Annotated in this window: 5 protein-coding genes; 4 read left to right on the forward strand and 1 reads right to left on the reverse strand. The window is 42.3% G+C overall.

Going from position 1 to position 18,951, the window contains the following annotated elements:
• Positions 1-126 precede the first annotated feature (126 nt).
• From gtfA to ABJF11_RS03955, 3 genes are read left to right on the forward strand one after another with little or no spacing between them, the layout of a single operon-like run.
• On the forward strand, positions 127-1,587 hold the full coding sequence (gene gtfA / locus ABJF11_RS03945) for a sucrose phosphorylase (RefSeq protein WP_348118198.1): 1,461 nt from the start codon (positions 127-129) through the stop codon (positions 1,585-1,587).
• A gap of 21 nt (positions 1,588-1,608) precedes the next feature.
• The gene (locus ABJF11_RS03950) at positions 1,609-3,303 is read left to right on the forward strand and encodes a sodium:solute symporter (protein ID WP_348118199.1); all 1,695 of its coding nucleotides are present in this window, start codon (positions 1,609-1,611) and stop codon (positions 3,301-3,303) included.
• 12 nt (positions 3,304-3,315) lie between these two features.
• Positions 3,316-4,224 (forward strand): ROK family protein, encoded by a 909-nt coding sequence (locus ABJF11_RS03955; RefSeq protein ID WP_348118200.1) that lies wholly within the window; start codon positions 3,316-3,318, stop codon positions 4,222-4,224.
• Between the two features lie 72 nt (positions 4,225-4,296).
• Here ABJF11_RS03955 and ABJF11_RS03960 read toward each other — a convergent pair whose 3' ends face one another.
• Positions 4,297-5,325: a LacI family DNA-binding transcriptional regulator gene (locus tag ABJF11_RS03960; RefSeq protein WP_348118201.1), complete on the reverse strand. Its 1,029-nt coding sequence runs from the start codon at positions 5,323-5,325 to the stop codon at positions 4,297-4,299.
• A gap of 709 nt (positions 5,326-6,034) precedes the next feature.
• Here ABJF11_RS03960 and ABJF11_RS03965 point away from each other — a divergent pair.
• Entirely contained in the window at positions 6,035-18,934 is a 12,900-nt protein-coding gene (locus ABJF11_RS03965; protein ID WP_348118203.1) for a LamG-like jellyroll fold domain-containing protein, read from the forward strand.
• Positions 18,935-18,951 lie beyond the last annotated feature (17 nt).

Here is an 18,951-nt window from a genome sequence, read left to right on the forward strand (position 1 = left end):
CATTATAACAAAACCAATTGGGGGTTGATTTTGAATATAGTGAATGGGAAGTCAGAATTGAGATTTTGACTTCCCCATTTTTTGCAAGATTATTTTTGAATTAAAAAATTCCTACTTCTGGAGCAAATGAAAAATAAGGTACAACTAATAGCATATATTGATCGATTTGGAAAAAAGGGGATAGCAGAATTCCATGCTTTTTTATCGGATCATCTCAAGGATCATTTTGAAGGCGGTATTCATTTATTGCCTTTTTATAATACGATAGATGGGGCTGATGCAGGATATGACCCAAAAGATCACACCCAGGTCGATCCTAGATTAGGCGACTGGGAGGATATCAAAAAGCTGTCTGATGAATTTGATTTGATGGCCGATCTTATTGTTAATCATATCTCATCCGATTCGAGAGAGTTTCAAGATGTTAAAATGCACGGTCATAACTCTCAATATTTTGATCTGTTCCTAACCAAAGAAAAGGTTTTTCCTAAAGGAGCCAGTGAAAGCCTGATCAAAAAAATATATCGGCCTAGACCTAACCTGCCTTTTACTACTATTAAAGTCGGACAAGATGAAGAGTATGATTTTTGGACCACTTTTACCAGTGATCAAATAGACATTGATGTATTGCACCAAAAAGGAAGCGCGTATATCTCTCAGATATTAAAAACATTTTCTCTAAACGGCATTAAATCTATAAGATTAGATGCAGCTGGATATGCCATCAAAAAACCAGAAACATCCTGTTTCATGATACCCGAAACCTATGACTTTATTGGTGAATTTTCATCTAAAGCCAGAGCCATGGGAATTGACGTTTTAGTCGAGATTCACACACACTACAAACATCAGATTGAAATCGCAAGTAAAGTCGACTATGTCTATGACTTCGCGTTACCTCCACTCATATTACATACCATCGCTAAAAAATCTGGCACACAATTAAAAAATTGGCTTGAGATCAGTCCACGAAACTGCGTTACCGTATTAGATACCCATGATGGAATTGGGATTGTGGATATTGCAAAGCAGGATGACAATCCAGGACTGCTATCCGATGAGGAGGTTGACTATCTAGTCGAGTCTATACATAAAAATTCTAACAACACCAGTCGTATTGCATCCGGCGAAGGAGGCTCTAATCTGGATATATACCAGGTCAATTGCTCTTTTTATGAAGCATTAGGAAAAAATAGTACCCACTACTTAATTGCAAGAGCCATTCAGTTTTTTTGTCCTGGAATTCCACAAGTATATTATGGAGGTTTTTTAGCAGCCGCTAATGATTTAAAACTGCTCGGAACTACCAAAGTTGGACGAGACATCAATCGACCATATTTGGAATTCGACGAGGTTCTGCAAATGTTGGAATCGTCAGTGGTCAAAGATTTATCCAAGCTGATTAAGTTCAGAAACACCCACCCGTCGTTCGGCGGAAATTTTAGTGTCTTGCCAACATCAGATGATCAGATCAAATTAAGATGGGATTTGAATGATGAATGGTCTGAGCTGAACATTGACCTTCTAAAGTCAAACTTTGAGATCAACTATAGCATGCAAGAAGTTGAGAGTTTGTTGATTTTTTAATATTGAACTAACCGTATCATTATGGAAAACATTAGTCTAAATTGGATTGATATACTGATTATCATTGTTTATCTGCTAGGTATTATTTGGTATGGAATCAAAAAAGGAAATCAAGAAAGTTCAGAAGATTATTTCTTAGCAGGTAGAAATATGACATGGCCCATTGTCGGAATATCCTTGTTTGCAGCAAATATTGGTAGTAGCACCCTGATCGGATTGTCCTCGGATGCTTACAACACTAATATCGGAGTGTATAATTATGAATGGATGGCCGCAGTAGTTCTGGTGTTTTTTGCCATTTTCTTCCTGCCCTTTTACCTAAAGACAAAAGTCTATACCATGCCCGAGTTTCTCGAGCGCAGATACGACAGCAGATCCAGATACTATTTCTCATTTATTACCATAGTAGGCAATGTAATAATAGACACAGCAGCAGGGCTGTATGCAGGTAACTTGATCCTCAAAATCTTGTTTCCTGAAGTGGATTCTATTGTGATTATTGGTTTATTGGCCCTGGCAGCTGCAGCCTATACCATACCAGGAGGACTTTCCTCCGTGGTACATACAGAAGTGATTCAGGCATTATTGCTGCTAGCCGGATCAGTCCTTTTGACCTATTTCGCATTTACAGAAGTAGGAGGCTGGGAGGGTCTCATGACAGGCCTTGACGGATTGAAGGATTCTGGCTACCTGGCAAAAAACTCAAACGAAATCATGCATCTGGCAGGACCCGCCAACGACCCCGTCATGCCTTGGACCGGCTTGCTCTTTGGAATACCATTGCTTGGATTCTATTTCTGGGCCAACAATCAATTTATGGTTCAACGCGTGCTTAGTGCCAAAGATCTGAATCATGGTCGATGGGGAGCGCTCTTTGCTGGCCTGCTCAAACTGCCCGTATTGTTTGTCATGGTATTTCCCGGTTTAGTAGCGATTGTGCTGTTTCATCAAACCGATATTAGCAGCCTCAACTATTTTACAGTGTCTGAAACCGGAACATCAGTACTATGTACTAACCTTCAGAACTGTCCCAATATGACATATCCAGTTTTGATCTACAATTTATTGCCCGCCGGAGTTTTAGGTTTGGTTATTGCCGGACTTTTGGCAGCCATGTCTTCCAGTATCTCCGCCACCTTGAATTCTGCTTCTACGTTGATCACCATGGATTTCGTTTCCAAAATGAATCCAAATCTGTCAAGCAAAGGGCTAGTCAGAGTAGGTCAGATAGCCACAGTAGTTCTTGTGATTTTAGCCGCATCCTGGGCACCGCAAATAGAAAAATTTGCTTCATTGTGGGAATATCTACAAATGGTACTAGGTTTTATCGCGCCTCCGGTAGTGGCCGTATTCTTATTGGGCCTATTTTGGAAGCGAGCCAACGGAAACGGAGCCATTGCCAGCCTTGTTATAGGTTTACTACTCGCAATTACATTAATTGTAATCAAAGTTTATGGGTATATCCCATTTATATCGGATATGCATTTCCTACATACAGCACCTTTATTACTACTGGTGTGCATGGCCATACACGCTGCTGTGAGTCTTATGACTGATCCACCAAAAAGCGAAAGCACTGATGGTTTGATATGGACCAAAGAGATATTCACTCAAGAAACAGAGGAGCTCAAATCAATGGCCTGGTATCAAAATTATAGAATACTGGCAATTATTCTATTGGCAATTACAGCCACTATTGTAACTTATTACTTTTAAGATAATTATAATATGGCATTTTGGGGAATAGACCTGGGAGGTACCAAGATAGAAGGGGTAGTGATTAATAGTATTTCCGAACCAAATGTGCTGTGTCGAGAGAGAATAGCGGCAGAAGCAGATCAAGGTTACCAGCATGTACTGGATCGGATTCAACTCCTCATAAGTGAAATGAGTGAGAAGACCGGGCAAGAGCCTAAAAAATTGGGTATTGGCACACCTGGCACGCTAGACCCACTTACCCATAAACTCAAAAACTGTAACTCCACCAATCTGAATGGCAAACCATTTAAAGATGATTTGGAAAAGAAACTGGGCATTCCAGTGGTATTTAGTAATGATGCGAACTGTTTTGCATTGGCAGAAACCAAATTAGGAGTAGTGAAAAGAGTAATGCCCGATGCCAAGGTGGTTTTTGGTGTTATTATGGGTTCGGGTGTAGGAGGGGGATTGGTTGTCAACGGACAGGTGATCAACGGTCGCCAGGGAATTGCCGGAGAATGGGGACATAATTTTTTGGATGAAACTGGAGGGCCTTGTTATTGTGGTAAAGTGGGGTGTGTCGAGACTATATTGTCAGGCAAAAGCCTCGAAAGGTTCTATTATGAGAACTTCGGCGAGAGAAAAAAACTTCAACATATTTATTCAGAATACTTGACAGGGAATAGCCAAAACGGGAAAGCAACCATTGATAGACTCATGCATTATTTCGGATTGGGACTGTCTACAGTCATCAATATATTGGATCCGGATGTAGTCGTACTTGGTGGTGGTGTCAGCAACATAGATAGGTTGTATACTGTGGGTGTAGAGGAAGTAAAAAAACATTTGTTTAATAATAACCCTGACTTGTTGATTTTAAAACCTGAACTTGGAGACAGCGCCGGTGTCTTCGGAGCTGCTATGCTTGCAACTAATTAGATCATGTTATTTTCTTGAAAATTGCGGTATTATCATCAAGCAATAACTACCGGAAACATTCCGGGCAAGTAGTTATATTCTCGTAGTTGAAGCTCGTTGGATAAGTTCAGTCTTTAGTTCTACAGTTTTAGTTTCTTTGAGCACTCCTTCATCAATATTTTTAATGTCAGAAAACAAAAGCTCTGCGGCTTGTCTGCCCATTTCAAAACCAGGTTGTCTTACTGATGTCAATGGCGGATTTACTGCAGAGGCCATCATCCAATCGCTAAATCCACAAAGTGAAATATCTTTCGGAATCTCAAGACCTTTGTCATGAATAGCCTGCATAGAACCTATAGCCACCAGATCTGTTGCTGCAAAAATGGCATCCGGAGGCTCTGTCAGATTCAGTAGCTCTTGTGTAAACTCATAGCCCTCCTCCTTAGATACGCGGTGGCATGTTTTCAAATACCTTTCGTCCAATCTTCGACCAGCATCTTCCAATGCTTTTACAAAACCATTGTACCGGCGCACAGAGTTGCGTGGTTCCAGAGGACCGCGAATGTATGCTATCCGTTCATTGCCCTGGTCTATTAGATGTTGGGTTGCAGAATAAGCACCTTCAAAATCATCAACCACCACCTGACTGGCTTGAAGACCATCCATTACCTTGTCGAAAAGCACCACCGGAACATTGTGCCGCTCAAATTCCCGAAGATGGTCAAGATTTTTGGTTTCATTTGATAGTGAGATAAGTAAGCCGTCGACTCTTCCGTTTAGCATGACTCTGGTCTCTCTCACCTCACGTTCAAAAGACTCATTGGTTTGAAAAAGCATCACGCTGTAGCCTTGCTCATCAGCTACTTCTATGATTCCACTTATTACCGTAGAGAAAAAATGATGAACAATCTCAGGAATTAATACACCAATAGTGTTCGATTTATTCTTTCTAAGATTTAGTGCAAATTGATTCGGCCTATAGTTTAGTTCTTCTACCAATTGCAAAACCTTGCGTTTGGTTTCACGACTAATATCTGGGTAGTTTTTGAGCGCTCTCGAAACCGTCGGAACGCTTATTTTCAACATTTTGGCAATGTCCTTGAGTGTCACCTGACCTTTCATAGAGTCAAGTTATAGGAAAAATTGGAAAAGCGATTCAATTCGCAATTTCATTATTTGGAATGAAAATAAATTAGGAATGCAATCAAGCTACGAAATCGGTTTCGTTACCGTTTTCGGTGATTCTGGCTTCAAAATATTTTTGCTTCCTACTGTTTTTCTTACATACTTTAAGCTGTCGTTTGACAGTATTCCAACAAGTACTTCATCTCTTAATCGCTAGTCAATATTTTTTACGACAGGAATCAACATTGAGACTCCCCTCTCATTTAATTTGTATACCAACTTCACGGCGTATTGGATTCCGGCTGGCTCTGCGTAGGGCCGAACGATGAAAATAAAAACAACTGACTTTTATTTTTTCACCCATAGCATTACAACCTCATTTCAATCGGTTGAACTTTGATGTCTATGCATGGAGCGGTAGCCTTTGAAAACATTTAGAGAATGATTTCGGCAGAAGCAGAAAGGTAAAAATCTTGCAATTTCAATCCTGAAACAAGGTGTCTTAAAGCAGCGATGGATGATACCCCTTATTTCAAATGATGAATTAATAAGATTGCTTAGACATCAGCATGGTCTAAGCAAAATTCAACAAGTATTAGCCTGTCAAGGTTACAGTAATTATCCAGAGCATAGGTCTCAGCTTATACTTACTTCTGGCAAGTCCCCACAGTAAATATTTTATACTTTTTTTCTAAAAAAAACTACTATGAAACATTATTACAGAATTGTAAGTGTCGTTTTTTTTGTGTTTGTGACGTACATATCACAAGCACAAGAAACTCTACCGGGAGGGCTTTCTGATGGTCTGGAGCTTTGGCTAAAGGCGGATTGGGGTACCATATCTCCCAACCCATCCACTGATAATCATATTATTCAATGGGAAGACCAAAGTGGAAACGGTCATCATGCCAATGCGGTTGATTCCGATCCCGAAAAGAAATATAGTGCGTTCAATTTTAATAAAGCCATTGGATTTGACGGTGACGATGCCTTGAGTGGTACATGGAATTATAGTAAATCGAAAATGACTTTTTTCATCGTCGGCAATATTGTTCCTGACGAAGAAAATAGGCCTGACAGGCAAGGATGGCAAAGATTGTTCTCCGCGACCAAATCTGATGAAAACGATGCCAGTGAGTCTTCATTTGTCATTGAAAGTAATGGTGATAACAAAAAGGTAAAAGGTTATAGTGGCTCAGGTATTGATTTTGACGGAGAGATCGATGGATTTCCACATGTGTACACTTTTCAGACAGACGATTCTAATGATCTATGGCAAACCGCCAGTGATGGTAGTGGTTTTGAGTCAATTACCCGATCCGGAGCATTTGATATCAACGGATTTGCGATCGGCAAAAGAGCATTTAAGACCAGTGGATACCTGGAAGGTGAAGTAAGTGAAATCATTGCGTTTAGCTCAGAATTGTCTTCCATAGAACGAATGAAAGTTGAATCCTACCTGGCTCTTAAATATGGAATCACTCTGGACAATAAAAATGGAGATGTACATGGAGACTATCTGGCCGCTGATGGAACCATCCTGTGGGACGCATCAGCCAATGCAGCTTATCACCACGATGTCATTGGTCTGGTCAGAGACAATGCCTCCGGACTCTATCAAAAACAGAGCAAGCAAAGCAGCGACGAGATAGGACTTGCCGTTTATCTTGGAAGTCAGGAAGGCACATTTCCGAACTCCAACCTGGTAAATTCTAGCGTGTTGAACAATAATCTCCAGTCTCTGCTCATTGGCCATGACGGCAACACAGGCTCATCTAATAATCGACTGAACCGAGTCTACAAAGTTGAAGATGAAGGTGGGGTACCGAGAGTTACTTTGTCTTTTGATAATGTCTCCAATCTGGAAAATAGAAATGATAGTTATTATCTCTTGACTAGTCCAACTGCTGATTTTAACCAGAGAGTAGAAGTAGAATACATCGAACTTACCGACTATGACAACGGAAAATTCTATGCGACTGTAGATTTTGAAGATAATAGTGCTACCTACTTTACGATAGCAAACAGTAATGATATAACCAATAGTTTAGGTTATGATGTGACCGTAGCCAGTGAATACGAAATCACCCATAAGATTACCCTAAGTGAAGAGATATTCGAGATGCTTGAAAACGAAAGTGCCTACCTCACTCTCTCTGACGCTACTGAAGGAGAGATCTACAATCAACAGGTAGATTTGCAGGATCAATCTACGGGTTACTCAGGGTTGTGGGAGCAATCTCTGGATTTAGATTATGGATATGCAGCTCTTCCTGGTGAATATTATACGTCAACATCAGATTCTTGGACTGTGGAGGTTTATGTCAAACTGCCATACACGCAATATAATACATTAGATTTGTTTTCTAGTGAACCACAGGATGGCATGTCACTTAGCTATTCATTCAGTACTAAATGGGTGATAAATAGCCAGGGTAAGACAGCTGTTTTAGATAATATGCAAATTGATAAAAATGCATGGACGCATGTGGCAATGACCTATGGCAACGGGCAGCTTAAACTTTATGTAGATGGAGGGCTGATAAACCTACCGAGTGATTTTGACCATACTAGTGGCTCAAATAAAATAAAGTTTATTGGCTCTACCCAAATGCTTTTTATGGGTGAATTAGGTTTGGTTAGATGCTGGAATACTACTCGTACACAAACTCAGCTCAAGGTGGATATGAATAATGTCTATCGTGGAGTTTCAGATCATATTTATCCTTCGGGGTTATATGATGAGTGGACTTTTGATCGTGGCCAGACGAATTATTGTGCCGACGATGATAAATGTGTGAAAGGTATAAATAGTAAGACTCTATATTATCAATTTGCACCAATTCGTCCAAATACTTTCGATGCCAAATCGCTCAACTATACACACTATGTAGCTCCGGGTACCACTCACAATTATACCCTGAAGGTATCCGAAGTAGGCTCAGGTCGTGTATTGACATTAATCACGGAAAATATGACTTCTGGCCCCTCCAGAGCAACGACCTTCTCTGAGTCTGCCTCCGTGTTCGACAATACAGTAAACACGTATCAAAATAGCTTTGCGTTCACTACCACTTCCAGGGCAGAAGAATTCATAATCAGTAGGAAGGACAACCATACTAATGAAGAAATAGAGGTAGAAACCATAGATACCCCGTACGCTGAGCGAAATACTGATGGCAGTGGAGCTTATGTATATAGCTGGTCGGACAGCTACGATGAGTCCTCGGAGACGACAATACTCGGAGGGCATGACTACACCTACTCGGTTGTTCCAGTCTATAAAAAAATCAACGCCAAACAGGTGGCACAGGAAACTGACTATAAGGATAAAGATGCAGTCGCTACTATTGACATCGCTACCCACGATCTGAATCTATCCGCAGGCTACGATATGGTGACCGACGCCCTAGATCTCTCATGGGATGAAACTATGGTCAAAAGTACATTCGGAGATACTGTACTGCTTACACGGGATGGAAATCGCCTGGCTCGTCTGGTGGGCGTGAGTACCTATCAGGACATCACTATGACCTATGGAAAAGCGCACACCTACGGTATCCATCCCATAGTAAACGGAGAAGTGGTATATGGCCAATACATTGAATTAGATGAAAATTCAATGGCACCAGCCAATGGAATCGTACAAGGTTGGTTGTTGGATAATAAGAATGATTTTGTGATCGAAAACCAAACCTATACTGCCACTTCTACCATCGAAGAAGAAGAGCAGCAGGTAACACTTTTTTCAGATCAGGAGTATGGCAAGTTCAAAACTAGCAGCGTATATTATGGAGAAGAAGCCACTTATGTCCTGGATGAATTGCCGGAAAATGAATTCATACTCAATCGATCCGATCATGAGCTGACCCTGCTAGTGAAGACAGACTCCGTGGCTCCTGAAAGTGACGAAAAGGGGATTTTTGTGTGGAACGGATTGATCACTCAAAAGGAGAACGTGACAGAGTTTACATGGTTACCCACCGTAGTTTCTGGTTTTTCTTCTGATTATTCTTTGAACACAAGTACTACTATCTATACCAATGTATACAGAGATAGAGACCTCATCGGAATAGTAGCACAGACAGGCACAAATACAGAGAGACTTACATTTATGGATACTACGGGAGTAGCTGGTCAGCAGTATGCCTATAGTCTAAAGAGCTATGGGTACGACACAGAGAATAAAATTTTCCTGCATCATGATACCTCTTTTGTGCAACTTTATCCAGAGATGTCAGTGGTAACTGGCCTCTCCGTTGCGCCATCAGAAGCCAGTGCGATAGGTTCGGACGATGTGCTAGTACTGACCTTCTCCTATCCTGCATTGGCTTATGCCGACTATTTAGAAGTATTCCGAACCAGAAGCTCAACGGAGAGCTATGACTCAGTGTCTATTGGTCACGTACCTTACACGCAGTCTGGGAGTTATACCTTTACCGATCGTACAGGAGTGCCAGGACAGACCTATGAGTATCAAGTGGTCGCAGTGTCAGGCAGCGATATTTCTGAAGTATCAGAGAGTGTCTGGGAGAATTATCCACTGATTAATGATCAGGTATCTGGAAAAATTCTTGAAAACAAGTCCGATTCCGACGTCGGAAGAGGCGATTGGGTAAGCCTGCCTACCACTACCGATCTGTCTGCTACTGACAACTATAGTGGGTTTGTCTTGTTTGCAGATTCAGTGTTAGTGGCCAGTCTGGACAAAAGTCAAGCACACTATGATGAAAGTAATTCTAAATTTTATTATAACTTCAAAAACTATCTGGGTACGTACCAGCAAAAAATCACCTACGAATGGGCCAGATATAAAATCAATGAGGAAGGTACTTTTGTTCTCGACCGTAGCGACGTAGATCAGTCCAATTATGAGGGATTTGGCACTCAGGGATCCAATACTTTGCCAGATTTAAATTTGTCTGCGAGTGCGGGAATAGACTATCATAAATTGACCTGGACTAATATCTCTAATACTGTAAGTCAAACGGCATGGCAAGAAGGCATCCAGGTCGACCACTGGATGATTAGTGATCGTAAAAAAGATGTCACCCATGCCATTGAAGTAGATCCAAATATTGGAAGCTTGACTGGCAACGAGTTCGCCGGTCAGGATCAATTGTATATGCACCAAATGTCTGCGGACAATGAGATTATTAAGACAACCAGGTTTGAACTAGAGGGCGAAGCCTCTACAAGTACCGAATCCCCAGGCATGTGGGAGATTACGAATTTTGAGGCCAGTGATGATCTTTCTGATGGTATTTTCCTATCCTGGGAGTATCGAGATTTTAGTGCTGCCCAATTTGAAATCTATCGAGATGGAGTTCTTATAAAAACTACCTCATCAGAGGCCCGATGGTACCACGATCAAGATGCTATGATTGCATCCAATATGAACTATGCCTATCAGGTGAGAGCAGTCTATGATGCTGATAATAATGGCTCACATGAAAATTTCTCAAAACGTGCAACAGATGCAGGAATGAGAAAAATAGTTTTTATCGCAGAGGGCTATATATATGATAGTGAGGGTACAGGTGTGCCCGGGATAGCGATGAACATTGGTAGAAAATGGACAGAAACTGATAGTACAGGACACTACCGGTTCGATGAGATCTACGGTGATCCTGGCACAAGTTCATCCCATACTCTGACATTGAACGAGTATAACTGGGATAGTAATGAAGACGAGATGCAGTCCTATACAATTACTCTAAAAGAGAATCAACTCGTCTATACTAAGGACTTCACCTTAAACAATTTTGTCTATCAAGGCATGGCAAAGCAACATGCGACAGCAGCTGCATTTGCCATAACGGCTCATCCAAACCCTTATGATTATGGTGTGGAGCTGCGAATACAACTTACCTCAGGCAAATATGATGGCGTGAAATTATCTCGATATCTCCACGACATTGCTGACCTGACCAACCACGAAGACCTGGTCTACTTCGACCAGAGTGGCGAAAGTGGTCATGAGCAGGTCTATACTGCCACACCGTACATACTGGATGCTAATTCAGAGAAAATCTATGGTACAGCGCAGTCAGTGAATGCAGACTTCCCGGTATTGAGTCCACCAGCCTACCTGGAAACCGAAGAAGTGAATGGCTATACCGTACTAAAATGGGCAGATGAGTATCCGGGAAGGGGCTATAGAATTGTGATCAATAATCAAGTAGTCGCTGACTTGGGAGAAGATGAGGACAACAGCTATACCCATACGAATGGAGTCACAGGCCAAAATTATCGATATCAGATCTATAGCTTCATTCAATCAGAAGGAGCTGGTAGCGCGGTATTGTCTGAAGGTTTCACAGCGATTTCCAAGTCTTATCCATATTCGGCAGACGTCGAGGATTTGACTACATCAGAAAACAAACTGACCAATGCTATTGAAGTGAGCTGGAGTTATCCCGATTTACAAAACACCGGAATCACAGCCATGGAGCTACTTCGAAATGGAGAAGTCATCTATGGACCGACCGATGATCTGGGCATGGAAAGCTACTCTGATACCACAGGTATACCGGGTACCATCAGTACCTATGAGGTCAGAACCTACCGCGATATAGTAGAGACAAGCTCCTTAGGAAACAAGAAAAGTGTTTTATTTCCGGATTTGCCTGATATTCAAAATCTCCACCGAAATAGTGATCAGAATAAACTGATAGAGACCATCTCATGGGACTACGAGGTCAGAGACTTTGATGGATTCAATGTCACGGTAGAATATGAGCATTATGATGGCTCAAGTACCAATCAATCCAATAAAACCCATAGTGCCTGGATAGCAGCAGTTGCTAATCAGACTCAATATCAATATATACATCATACTTCTGTACCAGATACAGAATATACCATTACGATTGTGCCATCAGCGACCAGAGGTGGAGAGACCTATCAGGCAGCTGCCATAGGTGAAACCTATATATTTCCAGCGCTGCCAGCATTCCAACCGACCCTCAATTGGAAAGCAAATGGTGACTATGCGCTGATCAGCTGGGATTATGCAGACCTACCAGTCAAAGAGTGGAAAGTGTCTGTCAGTTCATCGGATAAATTTGAGCAATTTAAGAGGGATATCGTACAGAACCTCGCAAATACAGAAAGACAGTACCTATTTACTTATGATAATTATGAACAGGTAAGCTGGCATTTGAATAAAGAGACTGAGTGCTGCTTGCATAATGGAGATAATAAAATTTCATTTACAATCCAGGCGAAAGGTTACACCGAAGCAGGTTCGTCTGCCACAGTTGATTGGGAGCCCACCATCAATTCATTGAATTATCCTATCGTCACCGCTTCCCGCGACATCGCCAACAGGATAGATATCACGATGAGCTTGCGTCACGAAGGTGAATCCGGAAAGCACCTCATCCTCTATCGCGACGGAGTTAAAATTCATACCGTCAGTAATGTTAGTATAGATGCGGAGTACCAGTATCAGGATTTGGATATCAGCCCTGGAAATCAATATGTGTACGAAGTACAACATGTATTCGATAATACTACCAGCTGGTATAGCGCAGCTATGGGCATGGGCACAGGTATGACCGGCAATATCAACGGGAGCCTCCTGACCAAAGAAGGAAATGGTGTCGGAGGTGTAGAGATGCGATTGACCGGCCTAATGGAGGGGTACTGGGTGATTGATACAGTCATCACTCATTCCAACGGACAATATGCCTTTGGCAACCTCCCCTTTGGCAAAAATGATCAGACTCATGTCGAATACACCGTGACTCCTGTGCCCGACAATATCGATTATGCTCCTGGTCAGGTGACTGCTCAGCTTTCCTCTGGTTTGACTACCATGGGACTAGAACCCATCTTTGACCAGTCTTCCATATTGATCAGCGGCGTCTTGCAGTACTCGGCCACTGACCTATTGGTGTCGAGCGATTCGTATACCGCCTCGATCTTTGGGTCTAAATACGATGAGAATGGAGAAACCTTCATTACCTCCACTAAGGTAGAAGGGGGGCAATACACATTCGATGTCCCTTACAACGCTGAGATGGAGAGCTACAGGATAAAACTTACCACATCAGCTGGGGAAGGTACAGCGGTAAATACAGAGCCCTATTATTATTTCAAATCGCTAGAAAACGTAATAGCGGCAAGCACCATTCAGGCAGGAGATGAGGTGATGAGCAATTTCACAGATACCTTGTTGGTACCGATCGTTATCCAGATGATGGAGTCCGATTGCAAGCCCATCACCGATTATACCTGGAGCATGTTCTTGTCAGAGGACGAAGGCTACGATACTTTGATCTATATGACCGGAAGTCAGGCCCTGGATCTGCCTGCCAAAAATTATAACGTAAAAGTCCTGGACGTCACGCCACTCACTTCCAAATCCAAGTCTTTTCTGGAAGAGCTCCGCTCCAAAACGCTTTATATTCCACTTGGAGATAGTTTATTGAGTTATAAAAATAAGTATGATGCTGCTAATGACGGTACCGTAGCAGAACACCAAAAGAATATACCTTGGGCAGATGGCAGCTTATTTCCAAAGGTTTATGAATTTAATTATGTAGGACCCGTGGTGATTATACCTTCATTCACACCGTCTCAGACGCATTGCCTATTTGTCGAAAACCCTGAGCCCGATCAAGTGAGTGATGCTTATATTCTCACCAGTGGTCAGGAGTATACCATCAAAATGGACTTGCATACCGTGATGACAGACGGCTCCAATTGTGAACTCTCCAGTGGATATGTGGTGGTAAATAATGGAGGCGGTACAACTACTGATGGACAAAGTGACACGTTACGCTACGATGGGGCTTGGGAGGCCTACACGTTTACTGCGAGCAATATCAACCCCATCACACCCTTTACACGGGGGATAGAATTCAACTACTATGATCAGAATGACAATTATCTGCGTACAGAAATCATGACGGTAGTAGTCACAGGAGCCAAATCACTAGCCGGCAGTGGTTTTATCTTGGATCCTGATCAGACTCTATATCCACTTTTTGTTCTGCATGATCCACCGGGAGATGGGAGTAGTGCCTGGATAGACAAAGGCTCTTCTATGAACTATCAGATTAGCAATGGATTTGAAGCGAGTGAAGAAGTGAAAATTGCGAAAGAATTTTCTATAGGATTGTTTAGTTCAGGTATAAAAAATAATATCAGTTTGACTACGGATTTTACAGAGAAAAAGAGCAATTCGGGTGAGTTCACGCTTTCATTCAATGAGAGAATAGAAACCAGTGGACAGGCCAATTATCATTTTGAAGCTGAAAAATACAATATCGACAAGGCCGCAGACGTCATTGTCGGTTTGGGTGTGGTCAACAAATATGGGGCAGCCAGAACTGTAGCCGTTGATGGCGATTGTAAGGTCACTGGGCAGATACAGCTCACTGTACAGCCGCATGAGATCAGTACCCAGTGGGTGATGACCCGCCTACAGCTGGAGGAGGATCTGGCGTATTACCAAAGACTGGCAGGTAAGGACAAGAATGTGAAGACTGCCGAGATCGAATCAGGTAAAGTAGCTGATAATTCGAAAGAGAAGCCCTTTACCAAGAAATCTCTTGAGGACAGAATCAACGATATCCAGCACATTCTGGATTGGCATGACACCAAATACCGCATCCCGGTGAAGGTATGCGAAATGGTGGAGCATATTCATGAAAGATTGTATAGCAAAATTCTAGAAGATGATTTTAATGGAAGGTTGGAAGATTTTGGAATTAGGGAAAACTTTTATGATTTATCTAGGTATTGTAGAAGTACAGATTTTCTTAAGAAAACGAAAAAGAAAACAATACGCTCGAATGCTAATAGAGATGGAGCGGGATATTTCGAGTCTAATATTTACGAGTATGAAATGGCCGGAGTGACCAACGATAATGGTGATTTTACACCTAGCTGGACGAATTCAGATATAGAAGAGTTCGATGAAGTCATGAATCAATTTCAGGACCTGTGGACCAGTTTTGAATTGTTTCAGGCTGAGAAGTCAGGAAAGACTCCTGACACGGAAGAGGGCAATTACATAGATACTCGAGATGACAACTTGTCGAAGAAAAGGTTTGACTATGTAGAGAATATCAGCTTTTCGGCCGGATTGCACTATGCAAAATCATTGACCTCTTCTGAGTCCTTCTCGCATAATGCTGCGTTCGGATTATCAGTAAATATTTTAGACCAAATAAGTACTTTTGTACTCAAGACTGTTACGATAGGTACTTGGGCTGGTCTTGGGGCAGGAGCTCAAATTTTAACAAATACAGCTGAAGTCAAGGGTTCTGCTAGTTTGGATTTGGGCTTCGGTATTGGCTATAATATCTCACAGGTAAAAACCAATGGCTCGAGCTTATCCATAGGGTATCATTTGATCGATGACGACCCGGGAGATGAGTTCAATGTATGGGTGATGACCGACCCTACCGGTCACAATTATTACAGCTCACCGGAGTTTTATGTGACCTCAGGGCACTCGTCGTGCCCCTGGGAAGAAGGGACCATCAAGCGAGACGACTTCAAAATCGCCATCACCGATGAGGATGGAAATCCGTCGCCCTCTACACTGGTCGTAGAAGGAGATGAGTTGCTCGTCTTCAAGCTGAAGATCTGGAACGAATCTCCACTCGAGGAGTACAAGCAAGGAGGCATCACCGGAGGGCCCAATACCGGGATGGACGGAGAGACCCTGAAAGCAAATGGCGACTTTCCGATCCACCCTATATTTCCTTCTTCGATCTATACCCAGGGCTCTGAGCCACTCTACTTTACCACTACGCTATCCAAGATATTTGCACCAGCGGTAAAAGGGACAGTGGTATTCAGGCCTTATGTGGGAGGCGCCTGCAATGTCACAGATCTCGCACCCAGTCAGACCGATCATGTAGACATCACCATGGTATTTATAAGTCCTGTTTCTCCAGTATCCTTACCGCTGGATCGAGGCAACTGGCTGATCAGTACGAAGAAGAATGCATTAGGACAGCAAACCAATAGATCGTTGAGTATTGAGCTGAATGATCTGGAAGTAGGCAACGATCTTTTTCAACTGGATCAAGTCATCGTAGAAGCCAGGGCACTGTCCGACGCACAAAATGACTGGAGACTACTTACCGATATAGCAGGTGAAACTATCATTACACTGGAAGATCTGAATGGAGGATATAGCGTCTTCCAATGGGAGCCGAGCACTGAGGATTTTCCCGATGGCGAGTATGAAATCAAAGCTATAGTCTATGGCGAAAGTGGTGGCAGTAGTGAGTCTGAGGCCTGGACGGGTAGAGTTGATCTTACAACTCCGTACTTAGCTAAATGGCCCGAGCCGGCAGATGAGCTTCTTTCTAAGGGAGATGGAGTCGGCCTCACCATGAGTGAGACAATCAATGCAGGAAAATTCACTGCACAGAAAGAATCGGTCATCACCATAGACATTCATGACAATGAAAATGGATCAGTCGTCGAGAGTCTGGATTATTATACTGGTACTGATAGTTTTGATCAGAATGCAATGTATTATACCGCTTCAGTAAATGGCAGTGGTCTGGATATCATGATCAGCAATGCAGTACTGAGTACCTATGATGGCCACTCGGTGACTATTACAGTATCCGGATTGGAAGACATGGCCGGCAACCCCGCAGACGATATTCAATGGTCGTTTAAATTGGATGCTTTCAATTATCCGGTATCAGCCATTTCACTCTATGTCAATAATGATCGTGTAGATGAAAACGGGAGGTACTGGTTGAACAGTAAGGACGATGTAAGTGAACAGAAATATTATGCTTCAGACTATGATGCCTTTGAAAAGACTTCCAGGCTTGATGAAGTGAAACTTAGATATCGTTTTGAAGAGGGAGATTGGATAGCTGTACAAACGCTGACGAGAAGTGATCTGCAATCGGGTACTGACAATGTCGCCATCGACATGTCCTCAGACGCCTACCAGGAAGGAAAATACGAGTTTCAATTCGTGGCATGGGCTGCAGGTCAGAATCGTGCTTCTGAGAGTATCTACCTCACTATTGATCAGACAGCTCCTGTTGTCGTATCAAGCCCGGTGCGTTTAGAGAAAACAGATCAGTTCGAAGTTACATTTAGTGAAGAGGTAGAGCATGCGGGAAATTTTGAGGTCACAGCTAAGATTGGAGATGAGAATTTTGAAGCCATTTCGGCTTACCTCGGAGACCAGGGCGTGTCATTTGTTTTGGACAAAACTCATGAAGACTATGAGGCACTCTACACCAGTTTTGGTTCCAATTTGGAAATTACCATTGAAGGCGTGTTTGATCTTGCATCCAATGAGTTAGAGGATAACGTGCTAAGCATCCCGCTAGGAAACTTTAGTGAAAACGTGTCAGACATCAATATCAGCCATCCAGATCTGTGGGTCATGAATATTGAGCATCAGGCGACCAGTTTTGTGGTGGATGGCTATGACCTATACAGTCAAACCCAGTCATTAGACAGTGTAGACGTCGTATATAAGGAATCCCGTAGCAATGATTTCATGCTAATAAAAAGATTCTATCAATCGGACTTGGCTAGCCTCTATGAGTCAAGAACGGAGGAGAATTCTAACGAACCAGAAGTAGAAGTAGCATGGGATCTCTCCAACCTGACCATAGAAGATGGACAATACTATGTATACGCCATCGCCTACGGAGATCACGGCAAAACAAACTATTCGGAAAGCGCTGCCGGTGCGATTGATCGGACGGCACCAGAATTCATGGATGTATTTGAGCCTGCTGATGGGATGTTTAATGTAGAAGACCAATATTTTGAATTTACATTTTCTGAACCGATAGGAGATTTTGACGGAGTCACCATCAGCCAAATGGTCAATGGTAATGCCACCGATATACCCTCAGGTACCTATAGAATGTATAGCCATGAGCACTTGTTGAGAATTGTACCTAATGAAACCTTCCTTAGTACATACTCCGCTGGACTTATGGAAGTACATCTGGATGAGGTAGTTGATCTACACGGAAATGTGATGATTGATGATCAATATCTTCAATTCACCATGGACGACTTTAGCGACCTGAATTCAGGAGCAAGACGGCCTACCGATTTGGTAGGTAGCTCGGTAGAAACTGGCGCCATAGAATTATCATGGACGTCCTTTCAGGATTTCGATAGGACCATTTTGGAGCGTTCTCGCACGGGTAGAGATTTTGTAGAAGTAGCGAGCTACTTGGGAGATGTCAGTAGACATCAGGACAAGGTCAATTTCAATAAGGTAATTTTCTATCGACTGAAACAAATGCAAGATACAAGTGCAGTTTATTCTAAAGTCGTAGGCATAGAAAATGAAAACAGAATCCCTGTTCTTATGTCTCATGCCTATCCAAATCCATCCGATGGAGATGAATTTGAGATTAGTATTCTGACTAGCAATGATGTAGATAACATAGATATAGAAATATACAATGTCTCAGGAATTCTTGTTTATTCTCAAGCATTTGCAAGCGATGCCGTGATGCACTCTAATCTGGTGATAAGGCCTCGAGAACGTTTTGATACTGGTGTGTACCAGGTGGTCATATCTCAAGGAAGTAAGAGAAGCGAACAGAAAATGATTGTACTAAACGTAGGGCATTAATAAGAAAAAGCAATTCG

Source organism: Reichenbachiella sp. (assembly GCF_039941815.1).
Classification (GTDB): domain Bacteria; phylum Bacteroidota; class Bacteroidia; order Cytophagales; family Cyclobacteriaceae; genus Reichenbachiella.

What these genes read in the sequence shown, in the direction of transcription:
- ABJF11_RS03950 (WP_348118199.1), top strand. Translation starts at nt 1,609, where the DNA reads ATGGAAAACATTAGTCTAAATTGGATTGATATACTGATTATCATTGTT.
- ABJF11_RS03960 (WP_348118201.1), bottom strand. Translation starts at nt 5,325, where the DNA reads ATGAAAGGTCAGGTGACACTCAAGGACATTGCCAAAATGTTGAAAATA.
- gtfA (WP_348118198.1), top strand. Translation starts at nt 127, where the DNA reads ATGAAAAATAAGGTACAACTAATAGCATATATTGATCGATTTGGAAAA.
- ABJF11_RS03955 (WP_348118200.1), top strand. Translation starts at nt 3,316, where the DNA reads ATGGCATTTTGGGGAATAGACCTGGGAGGTACCAAGATAGAAGGGGTA.
- ABJF11_RS03965 (WP_348118203.1), top strand. Translation starts at nt 6,035, where the DNA reads ATGAAACATTATTACAGAATTGTAAGTGTCGTTTTTTTTGTGTTTGTG.